This window comes from Salegentibacter maritimus (assembly GCF_016236975.1).
In the GTDB taxonomy this organism is placed as follows: Bacteria; Bacteroidota; Bacteroidia; order Flavobacteriales; family Flavobacteriaceae; genus Salegentibacter; species Salegentibacter maritimus.
On the sequence record NZ_JAEHNY010000013.1, the window covers coordinates 120,114 to 141,198 of the forward strand.

The following is a 21,085-nucleotide window of genomic DNA, read 5'->3' on the forward strand; positions in this document are numbered from 1 at the left end:
ATTTCTAAAGCTTATCTATAAATTGATTTAAACTTGTATGGGTTTTTACAAAAGTTGGTAACTCTTTATGCTGAATGTCCCTAATTTTGTGTCCAAATAGTAATAATTCGTAAGTTTCTTTTTCGCAAACCCTTTCCTCGAATTCATTTATAAAACCTTCAACATCTCCGGGAGCCGTGGTAAAATAACTTACAAAGCTGATATTATTATGACGTTCCAATAAATAATCGAGGTCACTTAATGGAAGACTTGGGCCTAAATAAATGGCTTTATTACCGTGGAATAATAATTCATAATATAAGTAAATAATACCAATATCATGAATTTCATTTTCTGGAAGGAAAAGAACATACAATTTATCGGAGGTAGGTTTGAGTTCTTTTTTTATTTCCGCTAGATTAAAATATAGCTTTTGTTTAATGAGGTCTACTATATAATGTTCATGAATTGGCTTTATAGTATCGGTTTGCCATAACATGCCAATTTGCTCTAAAAGCGGAAGAAAAACCTGATTAAAAATCTCTCTAAAACTTTTATCCTTTTGTAAGTTGCTGTATGTGGTATTAAAAAGCTCTTCATCGAAATTCATCATGGAGAGCTTAAATGAATTCTGAGCACGATTTTCCTTACTGGAACGAGCAGAAATACTGCGTACCATTTTTGATATTTCCTCTTCACTTAGTTTGGAAATCCTTGAAATTTTGTAACCGTGTTCATTTAAAAAAGCTACGTTTAAAATTTTTTGCAGATTAGCGCTATCATAGGTTCTAATATTTGTAGAAGTACGGTCGGGAGTTAAAATATTGTATCTTTTTTCCCAAATTCTTATGGTATGCGCCTTAATTCCGCTTAAATTTTCAAGGTCTTTTATGCTGAAATTTTGTTTTATTAGTTCCATAATGTAATTAAGATACACCAAATCTAACTAAATTTGAACATTAAACACTTTATGGAATTGTTAAAATGTTTAATTTTTTAGTTAAAAGGTTAAACAGTAAGATTTATGACGAATTTTTCTTCTAAAATTGTACTAATTACCGGGGGAGCGTCTGGTATAGGTAAAATAATGGGGCGTGAAATACTACAAAAAGGTGGAAAACTGGTAATATGGGATATAAATAAACTTAGTTTGCAACAAACTTTAAAAGAGTTTGAAGTTATTGGGGAGGCTTATGGCTATACTTTAGATATTACTAATACCAATTGGGTTCGGGAAATTGCTGAACAGGTAGAGTTGGAGATTGGTGCTGTAGATATTTTAATTAATAATGCCGGAATAGTATTTGGGGATTATTTTCATGAGAATTCTTCCGAAAGTATTGAAAAAGTTATGAAAGTAAATGCTATTGCTCCCATGCAGCTTGCGCTTATTTTTTTACCGGGTATGATTAAAAGAAAGCAAGGTCATATTTGTAATATTACTTCGTCTGCAGGCCTGGTTTCAAATCCTAAACTTGCTGTCTATGCGGCTAGTAAATGGGCTGCCACGGGTTGGTCTGATAGTTTGCGTCTGGAGATGAAGCAGCTAAAAACAGGAGTAGGAATTACCACGGTTACTCCTTATTATATAAATACAGGAATGTTTGATGGGGTAAAATCTACTATTCCTATCCTGGATCAGGATAAAGTGGCAAAGAAGGTGATTAAAGCTATTGAACGTAATAGAATTTATTTAAGCATGCCCTGGAGTATACGTTTTGTAAGGTTTTTTCAGGGGCTTTTTCCAATTTGGTTTTATGATTGGTTTGTGGGAAAAGTGATTGGCGTATATAAAACTATGGATGAATTCAAAGCTCGTTAAAAATAAGAATATGAAAGAAACTTCAGTAAAAGATATCTCTAAAATTTTTAAGGTCCAAAGAGCTTTTTTCGGTTCTCAGGAAACAAAAAGTATAAATTTTAGACTTGAACAATTAAAGAAACTTAAAAAAGCTATTCTACAATATGAAGATAAAGTAAATGAGGCATTATGGAAGGATTTGCATAAATCTAAAGAAGAAGCTTTCCTAACAGAGGTAAGCCTTCTAATAGAAGAGCTTAATTATCATATTAAAAATTTAAAGAAATGGGCGAAACCAAAAAAGGTTAGTACTCCCTTGCAAATAAAACCTTCAAGTTCAAGAATTCTCTATGAACCTTTAGGGGTTGCTTTAATAATAGCGCCCTGGAACTATCCATTTCAATTAAGCCTTAATCCTTTAATTGGTGCAATTTCTGCCGGTTGTTGTGCGGTTTTAAAACCTTCGCCAGATACACCAAATGTTGCGCTGGTAATTGAAGAATTGATAGCAGAGCATTTTTCGCCAGCATATATTACGGTAGTTCAGGGTGGAAAGGAGGCAAACCAGGAGTTATTTAAATTTCCTTTTGATATAATGTTTTTTACCGGGAGCCCAGGCGTTGGTAAAATAGTGATGAAAGCCGCAGCTGAACATTTAAGTAGAGTGGTATTGGAATTAGGAGGGAAAAGTCCCTGTGTGGTAGATAAGGATGCAAATATAAAGGCTGCAGGAAAACGCATTGCCTGGGGTAAAATAATGAATGCCGGACAAACCTGTATTGCGCCAGATTATTTATTGGTTCATAAAGAGGTGAAAAAACAGCTTCTAGCCGAAATCTCTGCAGCCTTTAAGGATATGTTGGGAGAGGATTCTCAGAAAAGCGATTACTACGGTCGAATTGTAAATACTACGGCTCTAAACAGGTTGAAGAAGTATTTAAATGGGGATGTTTATTCAGGAGGGAGTATGGATGCAGCAGAAAAGTACATCTCGCCTACAATTTTAGATAATGTAACGCCTGAAGATGAAATTATGCAAGAAGAGATTTTTGGGCCTATATTACCGGTAATGGAGTTTAAACAATTAGCGGAAGCTTTGTCCTATATTAATAGTAATGAAAAGCCGCTAGCACTTTATTATTTTGGAAATAAAAAAACTGCAAAAACAGTTTTGCAGGAAACCAGCTCTGGTGGTGCCTGTGTTAATGATACGCTTATACACGTGGCGAACCATAAATTACCGTTTGGCGGGGTAGGGCATAGTGGTATGGGTAAATATCATGGTAAAGAAAGCTTTCTTGCATTTACGCACGAAAGAGGGGTGGTAAATTCTACAACAAAAGTAGATATACCTTTAAAATATCCACCTTATAAGTTTTTTGGTCTAATTAAGAAAATAATAGGATAAAAGATTTGTAAGTGCCCGGAGCGGGAGTCGAACCCGCACGCCCTAATGGACACATGGCCCTCAACCATGCCTGTCTACCAGTTCCAGCACCCGGGCTTAAAACAAGTCTGGAAATAATGAAGTTTCCAAGGGCTGTAGTAAAATTGAATTCTACGAGTTAAGAATTCAGAACTTAAAAAAGTGATCTGGCTGGGGCTCGAACCCAGGACCCTCTCCTTAAAAGGGAGATGCTCTACCAACTGAGCTACCAGATCTGGTTTGTTATATTTTAATCAGAACTTAAAAAGTGATCTGGCTGGGGCTCGAACCCAGGACCCTCTCCTTAAAAGGGAGATGCTCTACCAACTGAGCTACCAGATCAATAAAAGGCAATCATCTTTTTGCGATTGCGGGTGCAAATATACACGCATTAATTTATTTTTCAAGCCTAAATTGAGATAAATTTATATTAGTTTTGGATTCTCCTAATAATAAGTACTTTAACGATGAAAATTTTTTTAACGGGCTATATGGGCTCCGGTAAATCGGTTGTAGGTAAAATGCTTGCTAAAAAGCTGAATTACAAATATGTAGATCTTGATGATCAAATTGAAGTGATGCAAGGGAAGAGCATCAACGCTATTTTTGAAGAAAAAGGCGAGTTGTATTTTAGAAAGCTAGAATCACAGGCATTAGATGATATTTTAGAAAATAATTCGAATATGATCATTTCATTGGGGGGTGGAACGCCTTGTTATGGAAATAATCTTGAAAGAATTTCTGCTCAAAAAGATAGCTTAAGTATTTATTTAAAAGCTTCTGTTGAAACTTTATTAAACCGACTTTTTCCTGAAAAAATTCATCGCCCGGTTATTAGCCACCTCGAAACCCGGGAAGCTTTGGAAGAATTTATAAGAAAACATCTTTTTGAGCGTGCCTACTACTACAATCAATCAGATTTGAATGTTACGGTAGATGACAAAAAACCTGAAACGATTGTAGCTCAAATTATAGAGAAACTATAAAAGTTCAGCTTTATAGGTATTGGGTTCAAATGAAACTTCTACCATTTCGTTTAAAGAAGTGGAAAGGGAAATTCCTTTAAAATCGGCTTTTACGGGATATTTTTTATGATTCCTATCAACCAAAACAGCAGTTTTAAATTGCTTGAGTGGAACATCTAAAAAGTGTCTTACCCCGTAAATTAAGGTGGTTCCAGAATTTAAAACATCGTCTACCAGGATAACCGATTTGTCCTGGTATGTCTTAGGTGAAAGCGATGTATCGATTTTTTCTAGCGGATTTTTTTTGTCTATTTGTACTTTACAAAGTTTTATCTCAAGTGGGGAAATAGCTTCCAGGGCTTCTTTTAATAGTGTAGCCAATTGATAGCCTTTTTTGGCGATGCCTGCCAGGATTATTTCCTGTTCATTAATATTACTTTCATAAATCTGGTAAGCTATTCTTTTTATTTTATGCTGAATTTGGTCGTGATTTAATATAAGTACACTTTCTTTCATTTGGTACAATTTTATCCCTTTTAGGGAATTCGTTAGAGTTTTTAAAATATTGTCAGACTTAATCCGGTCTGGATTTTATTATAGCTTTTTTCTGAATTTGAAGAATAATTCGTTTCCCTGTCTTGGCGTAATAGAATTATAGCAGTCTTCCAGAACTTCAATTTTAAAATACTGACTAAAATACGTTAAATATTCTTCTTTATTTCCGCCAAAAGGTGGACCATTTTCTGTAAGCGGAAAACTAAAAAGTAAGCCTACTAGTAGCCCCTGGTCTTTTAAAAGTACTGACATTTTTTTTGCGTACTCCGGTCTTGCTTCTACAGGAAGCGCACAAAAAAAGGTTTGTTCCAGAATAAGATCGAATTGCCCTTTTATATCAAAAAAATTAGTGTGCAGTAATTGATCTTCAGGAAAGCCGTGAACCCGTGATTTAAAATTTTGAAGTGGCTTTTCGCTAATGTCGGCAACGAAAACATTGCTAAAACCCTTCCTGAATAAATATTCGGCCTCATAGGCGTTACCTGCACCTGGGATTAAAATTTTTAATTCCCTGTTTGTAAACTGGTCTATATAGGTTTTAAGAGGCCTGGAGATCTCACCAAGATCCCAGCCCGTTTTATGCTGCTTATAACGCTGAGACCAGAATTCACTGGAAAAACTACTATTTGACATCATCTGGATTGGGATCTGTGTTTTCAAACCAATCGTCTATATCGCGCCGATCTTTTTTAGTGGGCCTACCTGTACCTTTTTTACGGTAATAATCTTTAGAATACTTTAAAAGTTCCAGCTTTTCAAAAGCTTCTTTTGGTGTAACATCAATAAGGTAAAGATTTACCAATTTGGCTCCAACCCTGCTAGGAGGGAGGTCTAATACTTCAATTTGATAATCTATTTGGTTCTTTCGTACGCTAAGTTTATCGTTAGGAAACACTTCTTTAGAAGGCTTTACACTGGTACCATCCATTTTCACTTTTCCCTGCTTACATGCATTGGTAGCAATGCTTCGGGTTTTAAAATATCTTACGCACCATAAAAACTTGTCAACTCTCATAAAATCTCTACTTTAAAACTGCGTTAATCTGTAAACAAAAATACAAGAATATTGTATCTTGCGCGCCAAAAATATAGACAATGCAATTAAACAAATTTTTTATTCTAAGCTTTATTTCCGCTTTAACATTGATTTCATGTAAGGACGATGATAACGGAAATTCTTCTGAATTTGAAGAAAGAGACCCTGAAGAGCAGGCCATAGCTGATGAAGATTCTATTCATAACTTCCTGGAAACGCATTTTTACAACTACGAAGAGTTTGAAAATCCTTCAGATGATTTTGATTATATGGTTCGTTTTGATACTATAGCAGGTGATAATGCCAATAAAACGCCACTTTCTGAAGAAGAAAATTTAATCACAAAAACAGTGGTAAGCAATGATGTAGAATATACCATGTACGTGCTTAAAGTAAGAGAAGGGGAAGGACAGCAGGCAAGGTTTACCGATTCCACATTGGTTACTTATCGTGGGGAATTATTAAACCTTAATTCGTTTGATAATGCCAGTACTCCGGTATGGTTTGATCTGCCTTCGCTCATAAAAGGTTTCTCTCAAGGAATTGTTGAATTTAAAGGTGCAACAGGATATACCACAAATTCTGATAATACCGTAGAGTTTAATGATGATTATGGTATAGGAGCGCTTATTTTTCCTTCAGGATTAGGGTATTTTTCAAGTTCACAAGCCAGTATACCGCCTTATAGCCCTTTAATTTTTAATGTGCAATTATTAGGTGTAAACGAGGCCGATCATGATAAGGATGGTATACCAAGCTGGATGGAAGATCTTAATGAGAATAATAATGTTTTAGACGATGATAGTGATGGGGATAAAACTCCAAATTTTGCCGACCCTGATGATGATGGTGACGGAACACCAACCAAAGATGAGATAATTATTAATGAAGATGGGAGTATAGAGTTTCCAGATACTAATGGAAATGGAACTCCAGATTATTTAGATCCTGATACCTTTCAATAGGTCAGGTCAATTATTAAAAGGGAAAAGGCTGTGCGAAAAGTCTAAGCTCGTCAAGCTGAACTTGTTTCAGCTTCTAAATTGTTTGCTTTATTAACATTTTAGATTTTGAAGTAAATTCAGGATGACGATTCAAAAAACTTTTCGAACAGCCTTTTTTTGTACCGCCAAAGATCATAACACCTACAAGGTGGTTTACTTTCTGCAGTTCTGGCTAAGCCGGTTTAAAAGGCATAAGATAAACTCAAAATCCATTGAGAAGGCCTTGAATCAATTCGGAAGCTTTCAGAAGCTTCTTCGCTAAAAGCTGTGTTTTCGGTAAATGCACCTTCATACCTTACATCAAACCCAAGACGTCCAAGATTGATGCCCGCACCCAACTGGTAGCCTACGGTAATGTCTTTTTCAACATCGCCAATTTTAAGCGTAGTGTCTTCCAATTCATTGTCTATAATATATTGAAAAGAAGGTCCGGCTTTAACATTAAGAGGCCCAAAAACATTTACACCCAGCAAAATAGGAGCATCTATTTTATCTATTTTATAATTAAAAGTTTCGTATTCGGTATTTAATCGGGTATACATTAATTCGGGTTGCAGAAAGATACCCACAATTTCAAAGCGGCTAAAAAGTCCAATATGGTAGCCTGATTTTTCTTTTCCTTTTATTATTTGATTAAAATCATCGGCACCTTCACCGATACTCTCATAATCTCCTGTAGCTCCATAATTGAAACCACCTTTAATTCCAAAATCTGCTTCCTGTGCCATAAGCCCTGCAGAGGAGTACAAAAAAACAGCGATAAACATTAATTTCTTCATAGTAGATTGTTTTATTATTAGATGTAGATAACGCATTAATAATGCCTATTATTCTATATAAAATAAAAAAGAGGCTATTTGAAAAGTCCTGTATCGTCAAGCTGAACTTGTTTCAGCTTCTAACATGTTTTAAAAATAAACATATTATATCCTGAAATTACTTCAGGATGACGATTTTAATAACCTCAAAAATAGCCTCTTAAAATACTTAAAAAGAATTTTTACTCGATAATCGAGATTTAATAATCTATGGCTTGCCAATAATTTATTTACTTTCTCTTTAATACTTTTTCGGTAGCCTTGATAATAGCCTCTGCATTAAGACCGTATTTAGCCATTAATTGATCTGGTGTGCCGCTTTCTCCAAAAGTATCTTGTGTTGCCACAAACTCTTGTGGTGCTGGATTATTTTCAGCTAATGTACGTGCAACACTTTCCCCAAGACCGCCAAGGAAGTTGTGTTCTTCAGCAGTAACCACACATCCGGTTTTTTTAACCGAATCGATTATAGCTTTTTCATCTAAAGGTTTAATGGTGTGAATGTTGATAACTTCAGCACTAATACCTTTTTCTGAAAGTTGTTGTGCAGCTTGTATTGCTTCCCAAACTAAATGGCCGGTAGCAATAATAGTTACGTCTGTTCCTTCGTATAATTGAACTGCTTTTCCAATTTCAAACTTTTGGTCTTCCGCAGTGAAATTAGCTACTTTAGGTCTTCCAAAACGAAGATAAACCGGTCCATCATGTTCTGCTATGGCAATGGTAGCTGCTTTGGTTTGATTAAAATCGCAGGTATTTATTACCGTCATTCCCGGTAACATTTTCATAAGTCCTATGTCTTCCAGGATTTGGTGGGTAGCACCATCTTCTCCTAAAGTAACTCCAGAGTGAGAAGCACAAATCTTTACATTTTTCCCTGAATATGCAATAGATTGACGAATTTGATCGTAAACTCTACCGGTAGCAAAATTGGCAAATGTTCCGGCAAAAGGAATTTTACCACCTACGGTTAACCCGGCAGCCATTCCCATCATATTGGCTTCAGCGATTCCTGTCTGGAAAAAACGATCTGGATTTTCGTCAATAAAATCCTGCATTTTAAGCGATCCTATAAGATCGGCACAAAGTGCCACTACGTTTGGATTGGTTCTACCAAGTTCGGTAAGGCCTTCCCCAAAACCAGAACGGGTATCTTTCTTTCCTGTATCTATATATGTTTTCATTCTTTTATTCTTTGTCGTTTCCGTAGCCTGTGCTGAATTCATTTCAGTATAGGTGGAAATCTATATTATTGTATGTCAATTCCCCTAATTTTTATATGCCTCCCTTTTTGAGGGAAGCTAAATGGGGCTTTAATAGTCTCCTAAAGTTTCAGGGTTTTGGGCAAGACCTGTTTCTAATTGCTCGTCGTTGGGAGCTTTTCCGTGCCATGCGTGTGTATGCATCATAAAATCTACGCCGTTACCCATTACGGTTGTCATAAGAACACAAACAGGTTTTCCTTTTCCGGTGCGGGACTTGGCTTCATTTAAGCCATCAATTACCTGTTCCATGTTGTTACCATCTTCAATCTCCATAACATCCCAGCCAAAAGCTTCAAATTTAGCTTTCATGTTGCCCATTGGTAAAACGGTTTCTGTACTTCCGTCAATTTGCTGCCCGTTAAGGTCTACGGTAGCGATGAGGTTGTCTACATTATTTCCGGCGGCATACATTATAGCTTCCCAATTCTGTCCTTCCTGCAATTCACCATCACCTAGAAGGGCAAACACTAAATGATTATCTTTATTAAGCTTTTTAGCTTGAGCTGCCCCAAGAGCTACAGATAGTCCCTGGCCCAGTGAGCCCGAAGCCATGCGAATTCCCGGTAAACCTTCGTGTGTGGTAGGGTGACCCTGCAACCTTGAATCTATTAGACGAAAAGTATTAAGTTCGTCTACAGGGAAGTAACCACTGCGGGCTAAAACGCTATAGAATACCGGTGAAATATGGCCATTAGACAGGAAGAAAATATCTTCGTCTTTTCCATCCATATTAAATTCGGGATTGTGTTCCATAACTCCGCCCTGGTACAAAGCGGTGAAAAATTCTGTACAACCAAGCGAACCTCCGGGGTGCCCCGAGTTCACCTTGTGAACCTGCCTTAAGATATCCCGGCGAACCTGGGTGGCAAAATCTTCTAATTCTTTGATTTTTGACATTAAAGTAAAATTGTGTTGTTAAAATAATAGCCACAAAAATAGGTTTTTATAAGGCTTTGTCAAAGTGCTTGCCAGGCAGTTATCAAGAAAACTTATGAAGTAACTAACATTTTCCTGTTTTAAACTTTTTTATTGGCAGCGCCAAAGGGTTTAATACTCCGAGGCTTGCCTCGAAATTAAAAATTTGTTTCCAACGAATGACTCGTGGGCTTGCCCCTCGGTAGTTTACTTGTTATTTACTCTATAATCTAGAATTATATGTTTTGTTCAGGGAAATAGAGGTACCTTGAAAACAAAAAAATACCTCGCGGGTTTGCCTAAAGGTAGTTTACTTGAGTATCTTTGCGCTCACTTAATAAGCACTATGAAATTTGATTTGCTGAGTACCGACGCCGGTAGTAAAGCCCGCGCCGGGACTATAACAACCGATCACGGTAAAATTGAAACCCCTATTTTTATGCCTGTTGGTACCGTTGCTTCGGTAAAAGGAGTTCATCAACGGGAATTAAAAGAAGAGATTAATCCCGATATTATTTTAGGAAATACCTATCATCTTTATTTACGGCCTCAAACAGAAATTCTTAAAAAAGCCGGTGGCTTACATAAGTTTATGAATTGGGATCGTAATATCCTAACCGACAGTGGTGGGTACCAGGTTTATTCACTTTCTGCCCGAAGAAAAATTAAGGAGGAAGGTGTTAAATTTAAGTCGCATATAGATGGTTCTTATCATACATTTACACCAGAAAATGTTATGGAGATTCAACGTGCTATTGGAGCAGACATCATTATGGCTTTTGACGAATGTACACCGTACCCGTGTGATTATAAATATGCAAAACGCTCTATGCATATGACTCATAGATGGTTGGATAGGTGTGTAAATCATTTAGAGAAGGTAGATCCTTTGTATGGGTTTAACCAAACTTTGTTTCCAATAGTACAGGGAAGTACTTATAAAGATTTAAGAAAACAATCTGCAGAATATATCGCTTCAGTTGGAGCAGAAGGGAATGCTATTGGTGGGCTTTCGGTTGGGGAACCAGCTGAAGAAATGTATGCCATGACCGAAGTGGTTACCGAAATTCTTCCGGAGGACAAACCAAGATATTTAATGGGCGTGGGAACTCCTATAAACATTCTGGAAAATATAGCTTTGGGAGTAGACATGTTTGATTGTGTGATGCCAACCCGAAATGCACGTAATGGAATGCTTTTTACGGCCCATGGAACGATTAATATTAAGAATAAAAAATGGGAAGATGATTTCTCTCCAATAGATGAAATGGGAATCACTTTTGTTGATAGAGAATATAGCAAAGCTTATGTAAGACATTTATTTAGTGTGAACGAGCTTCTTGGTAAGCAAATTGCTACTATTCACAATCTTGGATTTTATTTGTGGTTGGTACGTGAAGCCAGAAAACATATCTTAGCAGGAGATTTTACCACCTGGAAAAACATGATGGTGAAACAAATGGATAAAAGACTGTAAACTTTGAAAATATTAGATTGGTACATTTTAAAGCGCTATTTAGGAACTTTTTTCCTGATGCTTTTACTATTTATACCAATTGGTATTACGGTAAACCTTGCTGAAAAAATTGGTAAAATACTGGATAACGAAGTGCCTTTTATAGAAGTGGCGCTTTATTACGTAGATTTTACCATCTATTTTGCTAATTTATTATTCCCGCTGTTTCTATTTTTATCGGTTATCTGGTTTACTTCTAAGCTTGCTAATAATACCGAGATTATTGCTTTTTTAAGTAGTGGTGTTTCATTTTGGCGGTTTTTACGGCCTTATTTAATCGGTGCGAGTATTGTTTGTATTTTAGCCTTAATTCTTGGTATGTTTCTGGCTCCAAAGGCCAGTAAGGGCTTCAATGAGTTTAAGTATGAGTACTTAAAAAAGAACGTAGAAACACAGGAAACCAGGGACGTTTACCGGCAAATAAATGATAATGAGTTTATTTATGCGAGTCATTTTCAACCCCTGGGAAAATCTGCCCGTAATTTTACTTTAGAGCATTTTGAAGGAAATAGGTTAAAGTTTAAAATTAGCGCTTCAAGCTTAAGGTTTAATGAGGAAGATACAACCTACTCGTTAACTAACGTAAATAAACGTATTATTGGTGTGGATGGCGATTCAATTTTTCACCAAAACAAGTTAGATACCATTCTCCCTTTCGAGTTTGATGAGTTAACCCCTGAAACCTATATCGCCGAGACCTTGAATTATACCGAGCTTAATAAATTTATAGAACAAGAGCGGCGTAGAGGCTCAGGAAATATTAATAGATATCTGGTGGTGGCTTATAAAAGATGGAGTATTCCGGTTTCAGCCTTTATTTTAACCATTATTGCAGTGGCCGTATCTTCTATGAAGCGTCGTGGAGGTATGGGGGTTAACCTGGCTGTAGGCATTACCTTGGCATTTATATTTATTTTCTTCGACAAAGTTTTTGGGACTATGGCCGAACAATCAACCTTCTCTCCTTTAATTGCTGTATGGTTCCCAAATATTAGTTTTGGCCTTTTGGCTATTTTTCTACTATATAGGGCTAAAAGATAGCGTCAAAAATTTGTCGAAAATTAATGCTCTTTCTTCATAATTCTTCCTTTTAAAGTTTGTTATATTTGTAAGCTAATAAAAACAAACCATAACAACTTATGGAATATTTAGAATTTGAATTACCCATTAAAGAGTTGGAAGAGCAATACAATAAAGCTTGTAATATAGGGCAAGAGAGCGATGTGGATGTTACGGCTACTTGTAGGCAAATTGAAAAGAAATTAAGGGATACCCGAAAGGAGATATATAAGAATTTAACGGCCTGGCAGCGGGTTCAACTTTCAAGACATCCCAATAGGCCTTATACTTTAGACTACATTAATGCTATTTGTGGTGATACGTTTTTGGAACTTCACGGAGACAGAAATGTAAAGGACGATAAGGCGATGATTGGTGGTCTTGGTAAAATAGAGGATCAGAGTTTTATGTTTATAGGCCAGCAAAAAGGCTATAATACTAAAACAAGGCAGTATAGAAATTTTGGAATGGCAAACCCCGAAGGTTATCGTAAAGCTTTGCGCTTAATGAAGTCTGCCGAAAAATTTGGACTTCCTGTAGTGACGTTTGTGGATACTCCGGGAGCTTATCCAGGTCTTGAAGCCGAAGAACGTGGCCAGGGAGAAGCCATTGCTAGAAATATTCTGGAAATGACAAGGCTGAAGGTTCCGGTAATTGTTGTTATTATTGGAGAAGGTGCTAGTGGAGGTGCTTTAGGTATTGGGGTTGGAGATAAAGTGATGATGCTTGAAAATACATGGTATTCGGTGATTTCTCCAGAATCTTGTTCTTCGATATTATGGCGAAGCTGGGAGTATAAAGAGCAGGCAGCAGATGCTTTAAAGCTTACTGCAAAGGATATGAAAAAACAGAAGCTAATAGATGAAATTGTAAAAGAGCCAATTGGAGGCGCGCATAGCAATAGAGAAGAGACTTTTGCTACCGTTAAAGATGCAATTCTTGAGGCTTATGAGGAATTTAAAAACTTATCACCAACAGATTTGGTTAATCAAAGAATGGATAAGTATTTGAATATGGGGGTTTTTAAAGGCTAATACCCCCACATATCATAACCCATTTAATTTCCGAAACCCTGGTTTCGGTTTTTTTTGCACTTATCAACACTAATATATAGTTTTCAACAGGTTAAATGTTGACTATCTGTTGATTAACTAGTTGTCGTAAAATTAAGATGCTCTTAACAAATTTTATATTTTCGTAATATGGATAAAATGATCGCCCCGCAGCAATTTTCAGCTAAAAAAAGTAATGTTATTAGTCTTGAGAAAGGTAAGCTTCCGCCTCAAGCTGTTGATTTAGAAGAGGTTGTGTTGGGTGCAATGATGATAGATAAAAAGGGAGTGGATGAGATAATTGATATTCTTAGCCCCGATGCTTTTTATAAAAATTCCCATAAATTAATTTTCGAAGCCATACATAAGCTCTTTGAAAATACTGAAGCGATTGACTTATTAACCGTTTCTAACCAGTTAAAGAAAGATGGTAATTTTGAAAAGACAGGAGGAGATTATTACCTTATTCAACTAACTCAAAAAGTATCTTCATCTGCGCATATTGAATTTCATGCGCGTATTATTCTTCAAAAGTATATTCAGCGAAGCCTTATTAAAATTTCAAATGAGATTATTGAAGAAGCATACGACGAATCTACCGATGTTTTTGATCTTTTGGATAGTGCTGAGGCTAAATTATATGAGGTAACCCAGGGGAATATTCAAAAATCTACAGAGACAGCACAAAGCCTCGTGATTCAGGCAAAAAATAGAATTGAAGAGATTTCTAATAAAGAAGGTTTAAGTGGTGTACCTTCCGGCTTTGATAAATTAGATGAGCTAACTTCCGGCTGGCAGCCCAGTGACCTTATTATTGTGGCAGCACGTCCCGGTATGGGGAAAACCGCTTTAACCTTATCGATGGCAAGAAATATTGCGGTTGGGCAAAATATGGCCGTGGCATTTTTCTCTCTGGAGATGTCGGCAGTGCAGTTAATTACGCGATTAATTTCTTCAGAAACCGGTCTTTCTTCCGAGAAACTTAGAACCGGAAATCTAGAAAAACATGAGTGGGAGCAACTAAATGTAAAGGTTAGAGATCTTGAAAATGCCCCCTTATTTATAGATGACACACCTTCACTTTCAATTTTCGACCTTAGGGCAAAAGCGAGAAGACTGGCCTCGCAACACGGTATTAAACTTATTGTAATTGATTATTTACAGTTAATGACCGCGGGCGGAAGCCAAAAAGGAGGAGGTAACAGGGAGCAGGAAATTTCTACAATATCCCGTAACCTTAAAGCCCTGGCCAAAGAATTGAATATACCGGTAATTGCGCTTTCTCAGTTATCTCGTGCGGTTGAAACCAGGGGAGGTAGTAAAAGACCCTTACTGTCTGACCTTAGGGAATCTGGAGCTATTGAGCAGGATGCCGATATTGTTTCCTTTATTTACCGTCCAGAGTATTATAAAATTGAAGAATGGGATGACGAAGAACGCACACCTACAGATGGGCAGGGAGAATTTATTGTTGCCAAGCACAGAAACGGTGGCCTGGAAAATATACGTCTTAAATTTATTGGTCATCTTGGTAAATTTGATAACTTAGAAGAGTTTGATTCACCTTTCGAGTATCATTCTAAAATGAATACCGGGGAGAATGAAGAGAATGAGTTTGGTTCTCCAAACCTGCCTAACCCGAGTGCGAATGAAGCCTTTGGCAGTTCTATGAATAGTGGGTTAAATAATGAAGATGATGACGAAGTGCCGTTTTAAAAAAAATAAAATTCAAATATTAAGTCTTAAAGACCGGAAAAGGGGAAAAACAAACCCTTTTCTGGTCTTTTTTATTTTCCTGGTTTTAAACTCTTTTTCTGCGACAGCATCACAACTGTTAATTCCCATGGATGAAGATTCCCAGAAGAATCATTTAAAAGCTTACGGGGTAACTTACTTTGCCCTGGAAGAAAAATTAGAAGTTAGATGGTTATTGAATTATAGAGGTGGATCTTTTTTAATTTCAGACACAGATTTATTGCGTAAAGAATGTAAAATTAGAGGGGTTTCTTTTGAGGTAATTAGTGATGCTAAAACCCAGTCTATCCTCGAAGATATTAGTAGTCCGTCGCAAAACCAGGAAGTCGTATTATTGGAAAAAGCTCCAAAAATTGCAGTGTATTCACCACAGGGAAACAAGCCCTGGGATGATGCGGTAACCATGGCGCTTACCTATGCTGAAATTCCCTATGAAACCATTTATGATGAAGCTGTTCTTAATGATGCACTGGTTTTATTTGATTGGCTGCATTTACATCACGAAGATTTTACCGGACAATACGGAAAGTTTTATAGGACTTTTAGAACCACTCCCTGGTATATTCAGGAAAAAGAAGAAGCAGAGGCTCTGGCTAAAAAGTTGGGCTATAATAAAGTTTCAGAGGAGAAACTGGATGTAGCTCTAAAAATTAGGAATTATGTAGTTGGTGGTGGGTTTATGTTTGCCATGTGTAGTGCTACCGATAGTTTTGATATCGCACTGGCGGCAGAGGGAGTAGATATTGCTGAAACTATGTTTGACGGCGATCCCAGTGAACCGGGTTACCAATCTAAAATAGACTTTAGCAATACCTTTGCTTTTACAGATTTTACTTTAGAACGAAGCCCTATGGTTTACGAGTTTTCTTCTATAGATATGACGGCTAAAAGGAATATTCCGAAGGAATCTGATTATTTTACATTGATGGATTTCTCCGCTAAATGGGATGTGGTACCAACTATGCTAACTCAAAATCATACGCGATTGGTTAAAGGATTTATGGGGCAAACAACCGCTTATAATCCTAAAAATATTAAACCAAATGTTTTGGTGATGGGAGAGAGTAAATTAAATGGTGAAGCTCGATATATTCATGGAATAAAAGGGAAAGGATTTTTTACTTTTTACGGAGGCCACGATCCTGAAGATTATCAGCATAGGGTAGGGGATCCAAAAACCGAACTTGATTTGCACCCCACTTCACCGGGTTATCGCTTAATTTTAAATAATGTACTTTTTCCGGCGGCGAAGAAAAAGCCTCAAAAAACTTAAGATGAACAGAAATAACCTGGTTAATTTGTAAGTATATTTAATTTGTTAATGGTTATTTTTCTTGCCTTAGGTTTAAATGAAATACATTCTTAATCAAATTCAATATCTTCAGTCTTATTTATTTCGGCTGGAATATTGGCTTTTATTAAAATTCATCTAAAGAAAATAATATGCAGTAACTATGAAATATTTTCAGAAGGAAATAAAATTAAAGGCCAGGTCTAGAGGCTTTCATTTGGTAACAAACGAGATAGAAAGCCAATTACTGGAATTAAAAGAAATAAAATCGGGTATATTACATGTGTTTATAAAACATACTTCAGCGGGAATAACAATTAATGAAAATGCCGATCCTACGGTGCTACAGGACTTTGAAAGTCATTTTAATAAGATGGTTCCGGAAAATATGCCGTATTATAAACATACAGTAGAGGGGTCAGACGATATGCCGGCGCACATTAAAGCATCTTTGTTGGGGAGTTCGCTTCAAATTCCAGTGACCAATGGAAGACTTAACCTGGGAACCTGGCAGGGAATTTATTTAGGAGAACATAGAGATTTTGGAGGTGCCAGAAAATTGGTTCTAAGCCTATATGGAGTTTAATTTATTTGCGGTATGGGTGGTAGTAGGGAATCGTGAAAAAACTTAAGGAGCCACGAATTCATCAATAAATCTTAAAAAAATCGTGTATTGCTGGCAAGATGAACTGTCATTCGTTTAGAGCAGAAATTAAATCAACTCTTAGTCAACTCATTCGTTATCGAAAAATGAGAACAAAAAAATCCGGCTCAAAAGAACCGGATTTTTAAATAAGAGAGTATAATTAATTTGTAATTACTTTTTTACTTTATCTACAATTGCTTTAAAAGCTTCTGGATGGTTCATTGCCAAATCGGCAAGGACCTTACGGTTTAAACCTATTCCACCGGCTTTGGCAGCTCCCATAAATTGAGAATAAGACATACCGTGTTCACGGGCTGCAGCGTTAATACGCATTATCCACAGCGAACGGAAATTACGTTTTTTGGCTTTGCGGTCTCTATAAGAGTAAAGCATTGCTTTCTCAACCGCATTTTTTGCTACTGTCCAAACGTTTTTACGACGTCCGAAGTAACCTTTTGCTTGCTTAAGAACCTTTTTTCTTCTGGCTCTTTTTGCAACTGAATTTACTGATCTTGGCATATTTTTATGTGTTTTGTAGCAGGCGGCCCATAATAGACACTTTTAACTTAACTTCAAACATCACACTGAGCGAAGTCGAAGTGTTGCCCAACTCCAGGGTTTTTAAATTAATTAAACCGTTAAGAGCTTCAACCTATTTTAAACGAAGTTGAAGTTTAACATTGTCCTTATCTGCATCGTGTACTAATGTACTATGAGTAAGGGCAAGCTTACGTTTTTTAGACTTCTTTGTTAAGATATGACTTTTAAACGCGTGCTTTCTTTTTATTTTCCCAGTACCTGTAAGCTTAAAACGCTTTTTAGCACTAGATTTGGTTTTCATCTTAGGCATGTTATCCTCTTTTTATATATAACTCTCTTATTATTTTATTTTGCTTTCCTGGGAGATAAAAACATGGTCATACGTTTTCCCTCCAGTTTTGGCATCTGCTCTACTTTTCCAAGCTCTTCAAGATCCTGAGCTAACCTAAGTAGTAGTATTTCTCCTTTATCCTTAAAAACGATAGAGCGGCCTTTAAAAAATACAAAAGCTTTTAATTTGGCTCCGTCTTTTAAAAATTTCTCTGCGTTACGCTTTTTGAATTCGTAATCGTGATCATCGGTATTCGGACCAAAACGTATTTCTTTTACAACAACTTTACTCGCTTTAGCTTTCATAGCTTTTTCACGCTTCTTTTGTTCGTAAAGAAACTTCTTATAGTCCATTGCTTTCACCACCGGGGGTTTAGCATCTGGAGATATTTCTACCAAATCCAGGCCTAATTCTTCTGCTATAGATAATGCCTTTCTTGTGGGATAAACACCCATTTCTACATTATCACCAACAAGACGAACTTCTTCTGCCCTGATTTTTTGGTTAATCCTGTGTTGATCTTCTTTGACTGCTCTAAGCGGTCTTTTCGATTTTTTTCTACGTATTGCTATGGCTGATCTATTTTTGGTTAAACTTTAAACGTCTTTAACGTTTCTTTAATTTCTTTATTTATTATTTCGGCAAAGTCTTCTACTGACATTGTGCCAATATCGCCTTCCCCTCTTTTTCGTACAGAAACCGTACCATCCTCTGCTTCCTGTTCCCCTATAATTAACATATATGGGAATTTATTCATTTCGGCTTCCCTAATTTTCTTTCCTATAGTCTCGTTTCGATTATCTGCTAGGGCGCGAATTTCGTTATTTTCCAGCAAAGTTAAAACTTTTTGAGCGTATTTTTCATATTTCTCACTGATTGAGAGCACCATAGCTTGTTCTGGCATTAACCATAAAGGGAAATTTCCTCCGGTATGCTCCAGTAAAATAGCAATAAAACGTTCCATACTGCCAAAGGGGGCACGATGAATCATTACCGGACGATGTGTCTCATTGTCACTTCCTTTATAAGAAAGTTCAAATCTTTCTGGCAGGTTGTAATCTACCTGAATGGTGCCAAGCTGCCAGCTTCTGCCAAGCGCATCTTTTACCATAAAGTCTAACTTAGGTCCATAAAACGCAGCTTCACCGGTTTCAACAACATAATTAAGACCTTTTTCCTTTGCGGCATTAATTATCGCAGATTCGGCTTTCTCCCAAACATCGTCAGAGCCTATATATTTTTCTTTATTTTCCGGGTCTCTTAAAGAAACCTGAGCAGTAAAGTTTTCAAAACCTAAAGAATCAAATACATATAAGGTAAGATCTATTACTTTTTTAAATTCTTCGTCCAATTGGTCTGGAGTACAGAAAATGTGGGCGTCATCTTGAGTGAAGCCTCTTACCCTGGTTAAGCCATGTAATTCGCCGCTTTGCTCGTAACGATAAACAGTGCCAAATTCGGCAAAACGTTTTGGAAGATCGCGATAACTCCATGATTGTGAATTATAAATTTCGCAGTGGTGAGGGCAGTTCATAGGTTTTAATAAAAACTCTTCCCCTTCATTTGGAGTATGAATGGGTTGGAAGCTGTCTTCGCCATATTTTGCATAATGTCCTGAAGTTTCATAAAGTTCTTTTTGACCAATATGCGGACTTACCACCATTTCATAACCTGCTTTCTTTTGAGCATTTTTAAGGAAATTTTCCAGTCTTTCCCTTAAAGCTGCACCTTTAGGAAGCCATAATGGAAGTCCCTGTCCAACTTTTTGGGAAAAGGTGAATAGCTCCAATTCTTTCCCGAGCTTACGGTGATCTCTTTTCTTAGCTTCTTCAAGCAGTTCTAGATATTCCTTTAATTCTTTTTGCTTCGGAAATGAAATTCCGTAAACACGAGTTAACTGCGGATTGTTTTCGTTACCTCGCCAGTAGGCGCCGGCAACACTCATTAATTTTACCGCTTTTATAAAACCGGTATTTGGAATGTGGCCACCACGGCAAAGGTCGGTAAAGCTGTCATGATCACAGAAAGTGATATCGCCGTCTTCCAGGTTTTCTATAAGCTCTACTTTAAACTGGTTGTTTTGTTCTTTATAATAGGAGAGGGCGTCAGCTTTAGAAACTTCACGAAGTTTAAAGTCATGTTTTTCACGAGCAATTTGAAGCATTCTATCTTCAATCTTCTTAAAATCATTTTCAGAAATTTTGTGTTCTCCAAAATCTACATCATAATAAAAGCCATTTTCAATGGCCGGTCCAATAGTTAATTTAGAACCGGGGTACATTTCCTCTATAGCCTGGGCCATTACGTGGGAAGTAGAGTGCCAAAATGCTTTTTTACCTTCGTCATCTTTCCAGGTGAATAAGGTTAAACTGCCATCTGTAGTTAATGGTGTAGAAACTTCTACAGTTTTATTATTGAATTTTGCTGAAATTACGTTTCGTGCCAATCCAGCGCTTATGCTGTTAGCAACATCCATTGGAGTAGATCCTTTCTCAAATTCTTTTATACTGCCATCGGGCAAGCTTACCTTAATCATGTATATGTAGTTTTAATGAGCGCAAAGATAATAGGTTGATTTTGCCTGCGCAATATACATATATATAAAGGAGAATAATTATTGCTGAAAAATAAAAATAAGCCTTTATAATTATCTCTGAAATATTAACTTTTTCAATTCTAAAATTTTCTTTAAAATTTTTTATCTTACAAGTTCCTTTTTTAGAGGCTGTTATAATTTTGTTTTAAGTTTTCTTTAAAAAAATGTGAAGTTGAGCTTGTGGGAGTAAAAAACAGCAGTATATTTGCACCCGCTTTGCGCCACAAGAGGTTTGGGGTTCTAAGTTAAGAAGTTCATTACATACTGGGATTACGATGTTTTTAGGGTTAAGAAAGCTCAAAAAAATAAAAGTAAAAAAACTTTATTTTTTGCTTGTCAGATTCAAAAGAGGTTGTATATTTGCAGCCGCAAAAACAGCGAAGGTTTTTAGTAAAAATTGTTGTTGTTTTTAAGTTCTTTTAATCGGGTAGGTCTTTCGAAAAAAAAACTTAAAATTTTTCTAAAAAATATTTGGTTGATAAAGAAAAAGCATTGTATATTTGCAGCCGCTTACAGCGGAAACAAGTTCCCAAAA

21 protein-coding genes and 3 tRNA genes are annotated in these 21,085 nt (G+C 36.6%); 10 read left to right on the forward strand and 14 right to left on the reverse strand.

Annotation, left to right across the window (positions count from 1 at the left end; genetic code table 11):
• Positions 1–4: 4 nt before the first annotated feature.
• Positions 5–898, reverse strand: a complete 894-nt coding sequence (locus I6U50_RS13880; protein WP_193712234.1) for a MerR family transcriptional regulator — start codon at positions 896–898, stop codon at positions 5–7.
• A gap of 105 nt (positions 899–1,003) precedes the next feature.
• Between I6U50_RS13880 and I6U50_RS13885 the strand changes: the two genes are divergently transcribed.
• Both I6U50_RS13885 and I6U50_RS13890 read left to right on the forward strand, forming a co-directional pair.
• A complete protein-coding gene (locus tag I6U50_RS13885; protein ID WP_198639286.1) occupies positions 1,004–1,801 on the forward strand; it encodes an SDR family oxidoreductase in 798 nt (265 codons plus the stop codon).
• Between the two features lie 10 nt (positions 1,802–1,811).
• Positions 1,812–3,188, forward strand: coding sequence for an aldehyde dehydrogenase (locus I6U50_RS13890; RefSeq protein WP_198639287.1), 1,377 nt, complete (start codon positions 1,812–1,814; stop codon positions 3,186–3,188).
• Positions 3,189–3,200: 12 nt separating this feature from the next.
• Here the strand turns inward: I6U50_RS13890 and I6U50_RS13895 are convergent.
• From I6U50_RS13895 to I6U50_RS13905, 3 genes are all read right to left on the reverse strand, one after another.
• Positions 3,201–3,284, reverse strand: a tRNA-Leu gene (locus tag I6U50_RS13895).
• A gap of 85 nt (positions 3,285–3,369) precedes the next feature.
• Positions 3,370–3,442 (reverse strand) — tRNA-Lys (locus I6U50_RS13900).
• Between the two features lie 33 nt (positions 3,443–3,475).
• Positions 3,476–3,548, reverse strand: a tRNA-Lys gene (locus I6U50_RS13905).
• A gap of 125 nt (positions 3,549–3,673) precedes the next feature.
• Between I6U50_RS13905 and I6U50_RS13910 the strand changes: the two genes are divergently transcribed.
• Positions 3,674–4,192, forward strand: coding sequence for a shikimate kinase (locus I6U50_RS13910; protein WP_193712237.1), 519 nt, complete (start codon positions 3,674–3,676; stop codon positions 4,190–4,192).
• On the opposite strand, the gene I6U50_RS13915 is transcribed toward I6U50_RS13910, so the two are convergent.
• The 3 genes from I6U50_RS13915 to I6U50_RS13925 form a co-directional block, all read right to left on the reverse strand.
• A complete protein-coding gene (locus I6U50_RS13915; RefSeq protein WP_193712238.1) occupies positions 4,187–4,687 on the reverse strand; it encodes a phosphoribosyltransferase family protein in 501 nt (166 codons plus the stop codon). The genes I6U50_RS13910 and I6U50_RS13915 overlap by 6 nt on opposite strands.
• Before the next feature lie 78 nt (positions 4,688–4,765).
• Entirely contained in the window at positions 4,766–5,362 is a 597-nt protein-coding gene (locus I6U50_RS13920; RefSeq protein WP_232805948.1) for a methyltransferase domain-containing protein, read from the reverse strand.
• Positions 5,349–5,741 (reverse strand): RNA-binding S4 domain-containing protein, encoded by a 393-nt coding sequence (locus I6U50_RS13925; RefSeq protein ID WP_193712239.1) that lies wholly within the window; start codon positions 5,739–5,741, stop codon positions 5,349–5,351. The genes I6U50_RS13920 and I6U50_RS13925 overlap by 14 nt, the downstream gene beginning before the upstream one ends.
• A gap of 80 nt (positions 5,742–5,821) precedes the next feature.
• Between I6U50_RS13925 and I6U50_RS13930 the strand changes: the two genes are divergently transcribed.
• Positions 5,822–6,727 (forward strand): FKBP-type peptidyl-prolyl cis-trans isomerase, encoded by a 906-nt coding sequence (locus tag I6U50_RS13930; RefSeq protein WP_193712240.1) that lies wholly within the window; start codon positions 5,822–5,824, stop codon positions 6,725–6,727.
• A 221-nt stretch (positions 6,728–6,948) separates the two neighbouring features.
• Here I6U50_RS13930 and I6U50_RS13935 read toward each other — a convergent pair whose 3' ends face one another.
• The 3 genes from I6U50_RS13935 to I6U50_RS13945 form a co-directional block, all read right to left on the reverse strand.
• Complete coding sequence (locus I6U50_RS13935) at positions 6,949–7,545, reverse strand: outer membrane beta-barrel protein (RefSeq protein ID WP_198639288.1); 597 nt, start codon at positions 7,543–7,545, stop codon at positions 6,949–6,951.
• A gap of 269 nt (positions 7,546–7,814) precedes the next feature.
• Positions 7,815–8,768: a transketolase family protein gene (locus I6U50_RS13940; protein ID WP_193712242.1), complete on the reverse strand. Its 954-nt coding sequence runs from the start codon at positions 8,766–8,768 to the stop codon at positions 7,815–7,817.
• A gap of 129 nt (positions 8,769–8,897) precedes the next feature.
• Positions 8,898–9,746: a transketolase gene (locus tag I6U50_RS13945; RefSeq protein ID WP_193712243.1), complete on the reverse strand. Its 849-nt coding sequence runs from the start codon at positions 9,744–9,746 to the stop codon at positions 8,898–8,900.
• A 364-nt stretch (positions 9,747–10,110) separates the two neighbouring features.
• Here I6U50_RS13945 and tgt point away from each other — a divergent pair, with 364 nt between their 5' ends.
• The 6 genes from tgt to I6U50_RS13975 all read left to right on the forward strand — a co-directional run bounded on the left by tgt (position 10,111) and on the right by I6U50_RS13975 (position 17,023).
• Positions 10,111–11,241, forward strand: a complete 1,131-nt coding sequence (gene tgt, locus I6U50_RS13950) for a tRNA guanosine(34) transglycosylase Tgt (RefSeq protein WP_198628442.1) — start codon at positions 10,111–10,113, stop codon at positions 11,239–11,241.
• A 3-nt stretch (positions 11,242–11,244) separates the two neighbouring features.
• Positions 11,245–12,321, forward strand: coding sequence for an LptF/LptG family permease (locus I6U50_RS13955; protein ID WP_198639289.1), 1,077 nt, complete (start codon positions 11,245–11,247; stop codon positions 12,319–12,321).
• A gap of 98 nt (positions 12,322–12,419) precedes the next feature.
• On the forward strand, positions 12,420–13,373 hold the full coding sequence (locus tag I6U50_RS13960) for an acetyl-CoA carboxylase carboxyltransferase subunit alpha (RefSeq protein WP_193712246.1): 954 nt from the start codon (positions 12,420–12,422) through the stop codon (positions 13,371–13,373).
• Positions 13,374–13,541: 168 nt separating this feature from the next.
• A complete protein-coding gene (gene dnaB, locus I6U50_RS13965) occupies positions 13,542–15,107 on the forward strand; it encodes a replicative DNA helicase (protein ID WP_198639290.1) in 1,566 nt (521 codons plus the stop codon).
• On the forward strand, positions 15,076–16,419 hold the full coding sequence (locus tag I6U50_RS13970) for an asparagine synthetase B (RefSeq protein ID WP_394370627.1): 1,344 nt from the start codon (positions 15,076–15,078) through the stop codon (positions 16,417–16,419). Before dnaB ends, I6U50_RS13970 begins: the two co-directional genes overlap by 32 nt.
• A gap of 181 nt (positions 16,420–16,600) precedes the next feature.
• Positions 16,601–17,023, forward strand: a complete 423-nt coding sequence (locus I6U50_RS13975) for a secondary thiamine-phosphate synthase enzyme YjbQ (protein ID WP_198639291.1) — start codon at positions 16,601–16,603, stop codon at positions 17,021–17,023.
• Positions 17,024–17,254: 231 nt separating this feature from the next.
• Here the strand turns inward: I6U50_RS13975 and rplT are convergent, their stop codons facing one another.
• From rplT to thrS, 4 genes are all read right to left on the reverse strand, one after another.
• Positions 17,255–17,602, reverse strand: a complete 348-nt coding sequence (rplT, locus tag I6U50_RS13980) for a 50S ribosomal protein L20 (protein WP_193712249.1) — start codon at positions 17,600–17,602, stop codon at positions 17,255–17,257.
• 133 nt (positions 17,603–17,735) lie between these two features.
• On the reverse strand, positions 17,736–17,933 hold the full coding sequence (gene rpmI, locus I6U50_RS13985; protein WP_011708523.1) for a 50S ribosomal protein L35: 198 nt from the start codon (positions 17,931–17,933) through the stop codon (positions 17,736–17,738).
• A 35-nt stretch (positions 17,934–17,968) separates the two neighbouring features.
• Positions 17,969–18,520: a translation initiation factor IF-3 gene (gene infC, locus I6U50_RS13990; RefSeq protein WP_289024626.1), complete on the reverse strand. Its 552-nt coding sequence runs from the start codon at positions 18,518–18,520 to the stop codon at positions 17,969–17,971.
• 23 nt (positions 18,521–18,543) lie between these two features.
• Entirely contained in the window at positions 18,544–20,490 is a 1,947-nt protein-coding gene (gene thrS, locus I6U50_RS13995) for a threonine--tRNA ligase (protein WP_198639292.1), read from the reverse strand.
• Positions 20,491–21,085 lie beyond the last annotated feature (595 nt).